General features: G+C 56.4%; 5 protein-coding genes. All 5 read left to right on the top strand.

The genetic code is table 11. The features are described 5' to 3' along the window. The 5 genes from brxC to brxL are packed head-to-tail and all read left to right on the top strand — an operon-like array spanning position 1 to position 14,104. Positions 1-3,639: a BREX system P-loop protein BrxC gene (gene brxC / locus N805_RS25690; RefSeq protein WP_019470415.1), complete on the top strand. Its 3,639-nt coding sequence runs from the start codon at positions 1-3 to the stop codon at positions 3,637-3,639. 3 nt (positions 3,640-3,642) lie between these two features. Further along, positions 3,643-7,653 (top strand): BREX-1 system adenine-specific DNA-methyltransferase PglX, encoded by a 4,011-nt coding sequence (gene pglX, locus N805_RS30625; protein WP_019470416.1) that lies wholly within the window; start codon positions 3,643-3,645, stop codon positions 7,651-7,653. After that, positions 7,650-9,500 carry a DUF262 domain-containing protein gene (locus tag N805_RS25705; RefSeq protein WP_019470417.1) on the top strand — a complete coding sequence of 617 codons (1,851 nt, stop codon included), beginning with the start codon at positions 7,650-7,652 and terminating at the stop codon, positions 9,498-9,500. Before pglX ends, N805_RS25705 begins: the two co-directional genes overlap by 4 nt. Further along, on the top strand, positions 9,500-12,022 hold the full coding sequence (locus N805_RS25710) for a PglZ domain-containing protein (protein ID WP_019470418.1): 2,523 nt from the start codon (positions 9,500-9,502) through the stop codon (positions 12,020-12,022). The genes N805_RS25705 and N805_RS25710 overlap by 1 nt, the downstream gene beginning before the upstream one ends. 3 nt (positions 12,023-12,025) lie before the next feature. After that, on the top strand, positions 12,026-14,104 hold the full coding sequence (gene brxL / locus N805_RS25715; RefSeq protein WP_019470419.1) for a BREX system Lon protease-like protein BrxL: 2,079 nt from the start codon (positions 12,026-12,028) through the stop codon (positions 14,102-14,104). Positions 14,105-14,149: the final 45 nt, after the last annotated feature.

Raw genomic sequence — 14,149 nt, forward strand, 5'->3', positions numbered from 1 at the left:
ATGGAAATCAAACAGCTTTTCGACCCCAGCAAGAACATTTACCGCAGCATCGAGAAAGTCATCACCTACGGGATCTCCCAGGAGGAGCGCCTCAAGGCGGAGATCGGCGAATACGTAGTGACCGACAGCATCGACGAGCAGTTCAACAAACTGCTACTCAAGATGCAGGCAGCCATGGATATTGGTGGTGAGAACGAGGTAGGGGTCTGGGTCTCCGGATTTTACGGCTCTGGCAAGAGCTCGTTGACCAAGTACCTAGGCCTGGCCTTCGACGATAGCATCAAGATTGACAGTGTGCCGTTCATTCAGCACTTGCAAGACCGCCTGAAGAAGACTACTACTCGGCAGCTGCTCAGCACCGTGGCTAAGCGCTTCCCGGCGGCGGTGTTGATGCTCGACTTAGCCAGCGAGCAGGTGGCGGGTGCCACCATGGAGGAGGTCTCCACCGTCCTCTATTACAAGGTGTTGCAATGGGCCGGCTATTCGCGCAACCTCAAGGTGGCGGCCTTGGAGCGCAAACTGAAGAAGGATGGTCGCTACCAGGAGTTCCTCGATTTGTTTAAGGACATGACGGGGGGCGAACAATGGCAGAACTATCGCAATGACGAGTTGGTCGTAGATAGCCTGGTGCCGGCCATTGCTCACCAGCTCTACCCGAATCTGTTTAAGACCGAGAGCTCGTTCAGCACCGAGTCCAGCGAGGTCATCCGTTTCGAGAACGACCGTGTTCAGGAGATGCTGGAAATCGCCCGTGAGGCCTCCGGCAAGGACTACATCATCTTCATCATCGATGAGGTGGGGCAGTACGTCGGCTCGCGTCCCAACCTGATCCTCAATCTCGACGGTCTGGCCAAGAACCTCAAGGCCCTGGGTGATGGCAAGGTCTGGATCATCGGTACCGCGCAACAAACTCTGACCGAGGACGATCCGCGCGCCTCGCTCAACTCGCCGCAGCTGTTCAAGCTCAAAGACCGCTTCCCGATCCAGATCGACCTGGAAGCCAATGACATCAAGGAAATCTGCTACACCCGTCTGCTCGGCAAGTCGCCGCAAGGGAGCGCCGAGATTGGCGCTCTGTTCGACCAATATGGGCAAGCCCTACGTCACAACACCAAACTGGAGGACGCCCGCGCTTACGGCGCGGATTTCGACAAGGCTACATTCACCAACCTGTACCCCTTCCTGCCGGCGCACTTTGACATTCTGTTGCATCTGCTGGGCGCTCTGGCGCGTTCCACGGGCGGTATCGGTCTTCGCTCGGCGATCAAGGTGATCCAGGATGTGCTGGTCGAGCCGGGCGAGGGCAAGACTCCCATCGCCGATCAGCCGGTGGGCTGGCTGGCCACCACGGTGACGCTGTATGACGCCTTGGAAAAAGATATCCAGCGCGCATTCGCCAGCATTCACAAGGCCGTTGAAAGCGTCTGCAAGATTCGCTTCAGCCACTCGGCGATCCACCAGCATATCGCTAAGACTGTAGGGGTCCTGCAGATCCTCGGTAACCTGCCGATCACCCGGCAGAACGTCAGCAGCCTAATGCATGGCAGCATTTCCGCACCCAGCCAGGCGGAGGCAATCAAGCAGGCCGTCGAAGAGCTGATTAGTGACCCCATAGTTCCTTTTGGTGAGCAGGACGGCTGCTTGCGCTTCTTTAGCGAGAAGCTCAACGATATCGAGCAAGAACGCAGCCAGATTCCGCTGCGTACCGTCGAACTCAAGCGTATCGCCAACAATGCGCTGACGACTGCTTACAGCCCGCTGCCGAGCACCCAGTTGCACGGCTCCTTGGTAGTGCAAGCCGGCCTCAAGGTCCAGAGCCAAGGCGGCCTTCCGGTTGCTCTGGCCGGGGATCGCAACACCATCCAGACCATCGTCGAGCTGGTCGATCCGAAGGACTACGACGCCACGCGTACTCGCTCGGTGGATGAGTCGCGTCAGAAGCAGACCCTGTACCAGATATTCCTGGTCGGGCGTACCACCCCGGAAATCGACGACCTGACGGCGGAAATCTATCGCTGCAAGGAAATCGCCAACAAGTACCGGAATGACCCTGATCAGGAGGTCAAGGAGTACTGCAATGGTCAGTCGGATCGTGCCAATCGCTTGAATGCTGAGCTGGAGCGCCTGATCAAGCGCAGCCTGCTGCAAGGCTCCTTCGTTTTCCGGGGCCAAGTAAATGCCGTGGCGAACTTGGGTACAGAGCTGGCTGATGCTGCTCGAAAACACCTGGGCGAAGTTGCGGACCAGGTGTTCGACCGCTATGGCGAAGCACCTGTGCGCGCAGCTACCGAGTTGGCAGAGAAGTTCCTGCGTGTTGGCAATCTCACCGGCATTACTACCCAGCTCGATCCGCTCAGTTTGGTGCATGTTCAGGCTGCTAAGGCTAACATCCGCACCGACCACAGGGCACTGATCAGCATCCGCGACTACATCGACCGGCTGGGGATCGTCGAGGGCAAGAGCCTCAGCGAGAAGTTCGCCGATGCGCCGTTTGGGTGGTCTCCGGACACGCTCCGCTATTTGCTGGCCGCCATGCTGGTGGCAGGTGAGATCAAGCTCAAAGTCGCTGGACGTGAGGTCACCGTCAACGGCCAGCAAGCCATCGATGCGTTGAAGACCAACAATAGCTTCAAGAGCGTCGGTGTTTCCCTGCGTGATGACAAGCCCTCGATGGAAATGCTCGCCCTGGCTTCGGCCCGGCTGACCGAACTGAGCGGCGACCTGGTCGTGCCGCTGGAGGACTCAATCAGCAAGGCGACCACCAAGCTGTTTCCCAACCTGCAACAGCGTTATGCGCCCTTGGCGGAAAAACTCAAAGGTTTAGGGTTGCCGGGCGTTGAGCGCCTTGACAGCCTGAGCCGGGATATCGCCGATGTCCTTCTGACCGATGCCTCAGATGCGCCGCAACGGCTAGGCAAGCAGGACTCGGCCCTCTACGAAACCCTCAAATGGGCCGCCGATGTGCGTAACAGCCTGGAGCAGGGCCTGGAGCAAACCCTGCGCGATCTTCAACATCATCGCCGTGCTATCGATGGGCTGCCGCAAACCGATATTCCCGCTCGGCTCAAGGAGGAGCTTGCCGAGCCGTTTGCCCAGTTGGAACAGCGTTTGCATCAGCTGGACTTCCATAGCCACTCAGCCGACTTCAATACCCGCCTTACCCACCTGCGAGCTCAGGTGAGCAGTGCTGCTGAGGCCATGCAGGCAGCTCAGGCTGAGCGCTTGAAAGCGGCAGAAGTCGATTTGCAACGCGTCCCAGAGTGGAGCGAGCTGACCCTACAAGAGCAGCAGGAGCTACTGGGTAACCTGGAAGGTTTAATTCTCCAAGTACAATCGAATATTGCTGGCTTGCAAGCACTGGTCAATCGTGACTACGAAATCCACAGCCAGGTGCAGCAGCTCAAGCAGCGCATCGAGCGCTTGGGGCGCGAACGCCTACAAGAGAAGGTCAAGTCTGAGCAGCAGGAAAAAGAACAGGTGGGGGTGCAAGAGAGTAAGACCATTACCCGCAGCTTCAAGGCCCGTTCGCGCATTACCTCGCTGTCCGACCTGGATGCCATGATCCAGGTGCTGCAAAAGCTCAAGAGCGAACTGAAATACGCCCACGCCTTCGAGCTTGATGTGCAGGTGGAGGAGTAATCCATGGCATTTGATCAAAGCACCCGCAATTGCCTGCAAAAGCTGGTCAGTCGTTGCCGAAGACTGCTCAGTGAGGAGTTCAGCATTCAATTGCAGCAGGCCTATGGCATTGACCCGAACAGTGGCGATGTAGCAAGCATGGAGCGGCTGGCTCACCTGAGTGACCGGGATCGACAGACTGCTCAACTGCTGCGCGACACCCTCGCGCACTATCTGGCTGTGGATGAGGACGACAAAGCCCATCGTATCGCCGCCATCGACCGCATCATTCGCGAGCAGGCCTTCACTGTACTCAACCGGCTTGCTGCCCTGCTGATGATGGAGGCGCGAGGCCTGCTGGCGGCGGCGGTGGTCAGCCAAGGGCAGCAGTCCCAGGCTTTCGAACTGTACAAGATGGTAGCTGGTAGTGCTCTGGGTGAAACTGGTGAAGCCTACCGCACCTTCCTGTTCAGTCTGTTTGATGAGTTCGCCATCGATCTGCCGGCGCTATTCGACCGCTATGCCGCACAGGGGCGCCTGTTCCCTCGCGAGCCAGCGTTGCTTGAAGTGTTGCAAGCGCTGAATCACCAAGAGATTCAGCCGCTATGGGCTGAAGACGAAACCATCGGCTGGATCTACCAGTACTTCAACTCTAAGGAAGAGCGCAAGGCAATGCGCGATGCCAGCCAGGCGCCGCGTAACAGCCGCGAACTAGCGGTACGTAATCAGTTCTTCACTCCACGCTACGTGGTGGAGTTCTTGGTCGACAACACCCTGGGGCGTCTGTGGTTCAACGCTACTGGGGGACAGACTGACTTACGCCGGCGTTGTCAATACCTGCTAGTCAAGCCGGACGAACAGCCTGAGATTAGCATCCGGCTGCGCGATCCGCGCACCCTCAAGCTGCTCGATCCGGCCTGCGGGTCAATGCACTTTGGGCTGTACGCTTTCGACTTATTCTTGCAGTTATATCAGGAAGCCTGGGACTGGGAGCAGACTCATGGCCCAGGCTCGCTGGACGTGTCTTCCCAGCCGAATGCCGGTTGGCTGCCGCTCAGCCACTCTTACGCCGACCGTGAGGCCTACCTGCGTGAAGTACCGCGGTTGATCGTCGAGCACAATATCTACGGCGTGGATATCGACCCTCGCGCTGCACAAATAGCCTCACTGGCGCTGTGGTTACGGGCGCAGCGCGCCTGGCACGATGCAGGGGTCAAGGTTCAGCAGCGTCCGGAAGTGGGGCGTGGACATGTAGTCGCTGCCATTGCTCCACCGGCCGAGCGCGAGTTATGCCAACAGTTCACCGCCAGCCTTGACAAGCGCGATGCTGAGCTGTTCGAAAAGACTCTGCAACTGCTCAATGGCCTGCCTGAACTCGGCGTGCTATTGCAAGTGGAACGCGAGCTACCCAACTTGATTCGCCAGGTTTATGTTGGCACCGGCACCGGCTTGTTTGCTTCGGAGGAACAAGAAAGCTGGGACCAAGCTGAAGCCCGCCTGCGTGCGGCACTGGTCGAATTCACACAGGCAACAAAATCGACTTACCAGGGACGGCTATTTGCTCAGGATGCCTTGGAGGGGTTGCGCTTGATTGACTTGTGCCGCGAAGTGTTTGACGCGGTTGTCATGAATCCGCCGTTTGGGGCGTTATCCCTTGGTGTGAAGGGCTATTTATCTGATACCTATACGAATTCTGGTAATGATCTTCTGGGCATTTTTGTTGATCGTGGATTGTCGTTGCTTCGAATTGGGGGACGTCTGGGAGCAATTACCTCAAGAACCTGTTTCTTCTTGACCAGCTTCACAGACTGGAGGAAGAACGTCGTTTTAGGTCGTTCTGGTATCGAGGTAATTGCCGATCTTGGTCAGGGAGTGATGGACGATGCAATGGTGGAGGCGGCAGCCTATGTCCTGGAACGCGGAACTGCACACCCGACTACCAATGTCATTCGTGCTATTGCCGACTCGAATCGCAATGAAGCCTTAGATGTCTGTGTGGCTACTCATCGCAAAGGCGAGACTGATGCACGCTTGTTCAAGGCCGAGAAGAAGACCTTTGATCTATTACCAGACTCACCTTTTGTCTATTGGGTAGACGCCAGCACGATCAAGCAATTTAATTCCGATGAATGTTTTGAGCCGAATGTGGCTAGTGTGCGAGTGGGGTTGCAAACCGGCGACGACCCACGCTTCGTGCGGGCTGTGTGGGAGGTGCCCCCCAAAGACACGCAATTTTGCTACTACCCGACAAATGAGGAAGCTTTCTGCAGTTTCGAAGATCCTGTTGTGCAGGCATATTTTCGTAGACGTGATGAAGGTACTCCGCGCTGGGCATTTCATGTCAAGGCAGGAGCTTCGCAGCCTTGGTACTCCCCTATTACGTTGAAACTGAATTACTTAGAACATGGTGCCGAGCTTCGGGGTTTCAAGGATGGAAAAGGGAAACCAAGAGCATATCTGAGGAGTCAAGGATACTATTATCGACCTGGCTTCAGTTGGACTCGCCGCGCAGTCCGTTTCTACCCCTACGTAATTCCAAGCAACTGCATTCCGTCTGTCAGCCGCTATATGGCGTTTCCTAGTTCAGGACGTGAAACCGAAGCCTTAGGTGTATGTGCGTCACGCTTGGCGTCTGCATTTTTTCGATTTTATGGCGAAAAATTTGAATTTCCGAATTTCTTGGTCGAGAGCGTCAAGATGTTGCCTTGGCCTCGATTGGGCGACGATGCCAAAGATTACTTCAGTACCTTAATTACTGATGAAGTTGAGAAAAGGCGACAAGCCTATAAAAATTTCGAGCCTTTTCATGAGTTCGTATTGCCTGCTCGCATTTGCGATTATTCTGGTGGTGGCGCTGCACTGGCGTTCGATCGCTATAGCCTCATAGGTGAATACGGTGAAAGTTTGGTTGCAGATGCCTACGGCTTTACACCGAAGCAGGCAGAGACAGTGGAACGTGACTTGCGGGAAGCCATAGCTCATCAACATGGTGATATTTCTGAAACGGATGGCGAAGAGTCTTCGGCTGAAGACTCAGACTTTGTTCTGGATGCCTCTCCTTACGCTACTGAGGAGGCGCATATATCCTACCTTGTAGGTTGTGTATTCGGTCGTTGGGATATTCGCTTTGCAACGGGAGAGCGTCAGCCTGAATCGTTACCAAGTCCTTTCGCTCCCTTGCCAGTATGTCCTCCAGGCATGCTTCAAAACGAAAAAGGCCTCCCCGCCTCTGAGCAAGAGTTACCAGAAAAATATCCGTTGGCCATTGCGTGGTCTGGTGTGCTTGTTGATGAAGAAGGCCATAGATCGGACGTTGTTGAGCGGTTGCAAAGTGCACTTCGTTCAATCTGGAAGGAGCAGGCAGACGTTATTGAGGAAGAGACATGCGTAAGACTGGGTTGTAAGTCGCTTCGAGATTACTTTCGACGTCCAGGTGGATTCTTTGCCGACCATCTCAGGCGCTACACGAAGAGCACCCGCAAGGCGCCGATTTACTGGCCGCTGGCGACCGCTTCCGGTAGCTACACGCTATGGCTCTACTACCCTAGCCTGAGCGACCAGACGCTTTTCACGGCAGTTAACGACTTCGTTGATCCCAAGCTGGAGGATTTGCGCGATGAGCTGGCTACTTTGCGCGGCAAAGGCCCCAACCGTAGCCGTCAGGAGGAGAAGGATTTGGAGGCGCTCGCTACTCTGGAGCACGAGCTAGCCGACCTGCGCGACAGCCTGCTGGAAATCGCTCCCAACTTCCGCCCTAACCAAGACGACGGCGTACAGCTCACCGCCGCCCCCCTGTGGAAACTTTTCAGCCTCAAGTCCTGGCAGAAGGTGTTGAAAGATACCTGGGTGAAGCTGGAAAAAGGCGACTATGACTGGGCACACATGGCGATGAACTACTGGCCGCAGCGGGTGAGCGAGAAGTGCATCATCGACAAGTCGCTAGCCATCGCCCACAACCTAGAACATTTATATGTCGAACCAGAGCCGAAGCCAGCGAAGGCCCGGGGCCGCAAGAAAGCAGGGAGCACCGAATGAGCATCATGCAGCAGTCCAGCAAAGCCCAGGACAGGGCACTGGGGGTTTGGTTCCAGAGCATCCAGCAAGGGCAGGTGAAGTTGCCACGTTTCCAGCGCTTCGAGGCCTGGGATCGCAATCGGGTGACCGGGTTTCTCAATACCATCATCAACAACCTGCCTGTGGGCGTGACCCTGGCGCTAGAGGTGGGTGATGTCGAGAAGTTCGAGTCACGTTACATCTCCACCGCCGAGCCTCCGGCAGCAGGGCGTGTGAACCAGCACCTGCTTGATGGTCAGCAGCGCCTGACAGCCTTCTGGCGCTCGATGCACAACAACTACAAGTGGGAAACCTACTTCGTATATTTGCCGCAGTTCGACCGTTACTACGATAAGTCGGGCGATGAGGTGGAGGTGTGCTGCATTCCGCGCTGGATCAACAAGAATGGCCTGCACATGCCCCGTTGGGCTGATGATCCCAGAAGCAGTTTCGAGCGTGGGTTCGTGCCCATTTCCCTTCTGCGCCCAGGTGATTTGGTTGGCGAGATCGATGTCTGGCTGGCTAGCGCGACCAACCACTTGCGGCCGAGCAAAGGCGATTCTGATGCCTGGGAGCAGATGGAGAAGTACAACGTCTTGCGCGAGCAGTTCAAGAACGAACTCTGCACACTTCGCGAGCGGGTAACCCACTTCAATCTGCCTTATCTCTCGTTACCGGCCGGCACATCCAAGGAAGTGGCGCTACAGGTGTTCATCAATATGAATACCAATAGTAAGCCGCTCTCGCTGTACGACATCATTGTTGCTGAGGTCGAGAGCGTCGCTGGCCGCTCGCTGCATGAACTTCAAGTGGCACTGGACGAGAAGTGCCCGTACGTCCGCCGCTATGGCGAGCTGGGTGACCTGATTCTTTCAACATCGGCGCTGCTTCAGGAGAAAATCCCCAATACACGCGGCATGGTGGAGATGTCCAAGACGCTCATGCTGGACAATTGGCCGACGCTTGAGCGTGGCCTGGAGCGCATGGTGGCGATGCTGGCGAGCCAGGGCATCTACGACTCCGCACGGTTGCCGACCAATGCCGTGCTGGCCGTATTGGCAGCCAGCTATGCGCTGATCCCGGAGCATGGAGACTTTTTGGGCAATGCGGAGAAATTGCTGCGCCGTTATCTGTGGTCGTCCTTCTTCAGTGATCGTTACGAGAACTCTGCTGCATCTCGGGCCTTTGCCGATTTCAAGGCGCTGAAACTACTACTGCAGAAGAAGAGCTTTTCGGATGAAGATCTTGCAGGGGTGCCTGTTCTGGATCGCTCCCAGCATCCTCTGGCGACCGTGGATGAGCTGATGAATGCAGGTTGGCCTAAGGGAGCTGGTATCGAGGCGCGAGCCATCATGGCGGTGACGACCTACCTCGGGGCAGTCGATTTCGCTGACCACAAGCCGGCCTCGTACGAGAGTTTGCAGGGGCGGGAGTATCACCACGTCTTCCCCGATGCTTTGCTGGCTGAGGCCAATATCCCAAGCTATCTGGCGCTCAATTGTGCACTGATCACTTGGAAAACCAATCGAAGCATTGGCCGCAAAGATCCTCTCAACTACCTGAAAGATCGCGTGGAGTGGGCTGGTGAAGATACTGTGCGCAAGCGTCTCAAGACGCACCTGATCGACTATGACGATCTAGCCAAGGCGAATTATGGCGCTGTTAGCGGTGACGAGTTCGTAGAGCTCTTGAATGCAGACTTCACAGCATTCCTGCGTAACCGAGCCCTGTTGGTTGAGGCTGCAATGAAGCAGTTGGCTGATGGCGAGTCTTCCGATTTACATGACCTCTGGTCAGTGCTCAACTCTGTTGAAGAGGCTGTTGTTTGATGAATATTCAGACCTTCATACAACAGGAAATCCTCGCGGCGCGGCTGTCGAAGCGCGGTGTGTTGGTTGTTTACGACCCGGAGCGGCGCTATAGGGAAACCTGCCTGGCGCTGGCTGACGAGCGTTGCGAGGTGGTAGATGCATCTGAGAGCAGCATCCTCAGCCGCGAGCAGGCGAGCAAGGCACTGGTCGCGCTGGGCAAGGGGCAGCTGGAAAAGCTGCTGGTCTATGTCCCGGTTACTCAGCCACTGATCGAGGAGGCCAAGCAAGCCGATCCTTTTGCGATCTATGGCGCCTGTGGCGAGATTTTTCCGAGCGGTGACGGTGACAGCTTTCTCAGCCTGTGTCTGAAGGCTAAGCCCGATCAGTCCATTGCCATTCGTCAGATCTTCCAGGCCGACCCCAACCCGAGCTTCGCGGTGATCGACGCCGTTGGGGGAGGGCTGGGTTGGCCGAATCTGCGCGCCTTGCTCAAGGTGGAGTCCAGTCGTGACATCATCTTCGCCCTGTTGGCACCGAGCGCCTCACAAGAAACTGACCTCAAGAATAGTGATACCTGGGTAAGCGAGGCCCGTGACCTGCTGAAGAGTAGCATTGGTCTGTCGCTGAAGACGAAGGGCAAGACTTGGTCTTCGATTGCCAGCGAGCTGTGGCGATTCGTGCTGTTCAGCGAGTTCGTCTTCGATCTGCCCGAGCAATTACCAGCGGCATTGGCCGACATTCCACGTGCAGATAGCATAGCCAGACCTGTGATCGAGGGGCTCTGTGATGATCTGCGCAATGATCGGCGGACCCAGAGCCTGTACATCGACAGGGCTGAGGAAGTCGAGGCTGAGCTGGGGCTGGTCGAACACTGCACCGAGTTGGTTAATCTCGGCCAGCGGGATACTTTCCCCTTCGAAGAACGCACTTTCCTCAATCGTGCTGTTGCGGCCATTCTCGGCGATGACACCGATCAGGTAAGGCGCATTCTTGAGCAGCACCAGCGCTCTGTATGGACTGGCAAGGGCGAAAGCTATGGTCAGTGGGATCTGGTGCGCTCGGCTCTGGAACTGATACAGAGCTGTCAAGATCTGGATCGTCAGTTGGGGGACCACACTCGTAACCTGGAGGCTTTGCTGGATTTCTACGTGGGCTCGCTGCGCGAGGTCGATCGTCTGCATCGCGAGTTCGAACAGGCCGTTAGCGATTTCGAGTGGCAGGATGCCGATGGGGTGATGACGCCCGTTAAGCAACAGGCCCGAAAGCAGTACGGCAAGCTGGCTGAGAAGGTGCAGGTCGTCTTCACCCGCCATTTGCAGAGTAGCGGCTGGCCATTGCCGGGGTATCTCGCCAACGCAGATGTATTTGATCGGCTGGTTGCGCCCAAGCTGCAACAGAACGGTCGTAAGGTTGCCTACCTGATGATTGATGCCCTTCGCTACGAGCTGGGCGTAGCGTTGGAACGGCAGTTGGCAGAGGATGGTGTTGTTACGCTGAGTACCGCTCTGGCGCAGTTGCCCAGTGTGACTCCAGTTGGCATGGCGAGCTTGTTGCCGGGGGCAGGTCAGCAGCTGTTCCTGCGCAATGCTGAGCAGAGCATTCAGCCCATGCTGGGCGATCAATTGGTCAACACCGTAACGCAGCGCATGGAGGTGTTCAGGAAACGCTATGGTCAGCGGTTTGCCGAAGGTCGGTTAGAAGACTTCGTTCGGGATCGGATTGATTTTGGTGCTGACATCGATTTACTGGTGCTGCGTGCGGTGGAGATCGACAGCCATTTCGAGAATCATCCGGATACCGCGCCTGCGGAAATCACAAACGCCCTCAAACGTATTCGGGTGGCTGTACATAAGCTGACCCAGCGTGGTTTTCATGAAGTCGTGATTGCCACTGACCATGGATTCTTCATGAACAACCATGCGGGGGCAGGGGACGTGTGTAGCAAGCCGATCGGTAACTGGCTGGTCGTGCATGACCGCTGCGCTCTGGGTGATGGCAGCGCAGATGCCAACCACCTGGTGATGGGGGCCGACAAGCTGGGTATCCGTGGAGACTTTGCCAAGTTCGCCGGGCCGCAAACGCTCGCCGCTTATCGCAGTGGGCTTCTGTACTATCACGGCGGTGCTTCACTGCAAGAGTGCGTGGTACCGGTCATCACCATGCAGCTGAAAGCCGAGGCGCAGCCGAGCCTCAACAAGGCGGCGATCAGCATCTCTTACAAGAACGGCGCCAAGCGCATTACCACGCGGGTGCCGGTGATTGAGGTAGCTGTTGAGGCCGCAGACATATTCTCGACCGAGAGCGACTTCGAGATCCTGCTGGAGGCTCAAAGCAGCAAGGGCGAGGTGGTGGGTGAGGCCAAGGCTGGCGGTGCTGTGAACCCAGCAACTGGTACGCTGACGCTCAAGGCCGGGGAGAGGGTGCAGGTCACTCTGAAGATGCATATGGAGTTTGAGGGCAAATTCAAGGTGAAGGCACTGAATCCGAAGACTAACGCCATTTACAGCCAGATCGAGCTGGAAACGGACTACGCGGTGTAAACCATGGATACCCTGGATCAGAAGCTCACGTCGACATTCGACGGCAAGGTAGTGCGCAAGGATCTGCTGCATCGGATTAAGAAGGGTACCAACGTGCCCACCTTCGTACTGGAGTTCCTCCTGGCGCGCTTTTGTGCCAGCGACGATGACTCGGAGATCCAGGCAGGCCTGGAGGCGGTGCTAGACACCCTCAATGAGAACTACGTGCGGCCAAACGAGGCGAACGCAGCCCAGTCGAAGGTGGCCACCAAGGGCAAGCATCGCTTCATCGACAAGGTGCACGTCAACTACGTGGAGAAGGATCGCCGTCACTGGGCGGCCTTGGAGAACTTCGACTCTCGTAAGGTGGCAATCAGCGAGAAGTACTACCGCGACCACGACCGTCTGTTGCAAGGCGGTCTGTGGGCTGAGGTGACCCTGGCCTTTAACGAGATCGAAGACGACGACTACGCTTTCTACATCGAAGATCTGCGCCCGATCCAGATGAGTCGCTTCGACTTCGTGCGTTACTGCGAGGGGCGTGAGCAATTTACTCGGGACGAGTGGCTGGACGTGGTGCTGCGCTCTGTGGGGTTGGAGCCGAGCAAGCTGGCACAGCGAGTCAAGCTGCACTTCATTGCCAGGCTGGCCCCGCTGATTGAGCCTAACTACAACTTTATCGAGCTGGGGCCGCGAGGTACCGGCAAGTCCTACTTTTTCAGCGAGTTCTCGCCCTACTCGACGTTAATCAGCGGTGGCCAGGCTACTAAGGCCACCCTGTTCTACAACAACCAGCGTCACAAGATCGGACTGGTAGGTTACTGGGATACGGTGGCATTTGATGAGGTGGGCGGAATCAAGGTCAAGGACCAGGACACCATCCAGATCATGAAGGACTTCATGGCCAACGGGCGTTTCTCCCGTGGCGTTGAGGTCATTGCCGATGCCTCCATGGCCTTCGTGGGGAATCTGGATCTTTCGGTCGAGCAGATCGTCAACTCGGAAGTTCATGATTTGTTCCAGCCGTTACCCAAGGAGTTCGACCTGGCGGTACAGGATCGTTTCGCTTGCTATCTGCCGGGCTGGGAAATGCCCAAGAACAGCAGTGAATTCCTGACCAGTCACTACGGCTTCATCACCGACTACCTGGCCGAAGCATTCCACTACCAGTTGAAGCAGACCAACCGTTACGAGGAGGTCAGCAAACGCATCAAGCTGGGCAGGGCGGTTGAAGGTCGTGACGAGAAGGGTATCAAGAAGACCGTTTGTGCCTTTCTGAAGATCCTCCATCCCAATGGCCCACCGAGCGACCAGGAGTTCGATGAGTACGTGGCCTATGCGGTAGAAAGTCGCCGACGCGTCAAAGAGCAAATGAATAAGCGTAAGACCGATGACGAGTATGCGCGGATCAATCTGTCTTATCTTGATGCTTCAGGCAAAGAGGTGGTGGTCTATTGCTCTGAGTCACGTAATGCACCTGCCACTCAGGAGCCGACCCGCAAAAGCATACACGCCAGCGCCGGGGAGGAGGGGCGTGTTGCACCTGTGTACGTCGATCAGCCGGTTGTGGCAGCTATCGCCACGGTTGAGCAGCCGCTTTTGGTCGCGGCTTCTGTCGGCGATGCAGAGCTGCAAGAGCAGCATTACACCATTCACTACGGTGATACTGGCTACAGCTACGAATCGATAATGCTTCCCTACCTGAGGGCAGCGAAGACCGTGGAAATCGAAGATCCCTATATTCGAGCTAACCACCAGATCCACAATTTCGTGCGCTTCTGCGAGGCGGTGATCAAGTCACCCACGGTTAGAGCCATAAAGTTGACCACGAGCTATGATCAGGATACCGACCTCAAGGATGTTGCGGAGCACCTGGAAGAGCTCAAGCAGAGCTTGCTAGAGATGGATATCGCACTGGAGGTCAGGATCAACGAGAACCTGCACGACCGCGAGATCCGTACCGACAGCGGCTGGGTAATTAAGATCGGCCGTGGTCTTGACTTCTTTCAGAAGCCGGACAGTTGGTTTGGCATTGGAGCGAACGACCTGACGCTGCGGCGCTGTCTGGAGACTAAAGTCGATATCTTCAAGGCGAAGGGGTGATTGCGGGCTGTCCGAGCGGAGTCCTCGCTGAGGTCTTTGCTCGGG

The sequence above is a fragment of the Pseudomonas putida S13.1.2 genome, from assembly GCF_000498395.2.
Lineage (GTDB): Bacteria > Pseudomonadota > Gammaproteobacteria > Pseudomonadales > Pseudomonadaceae > Aquipseudomonas > Aquipseudomonas putida_Q.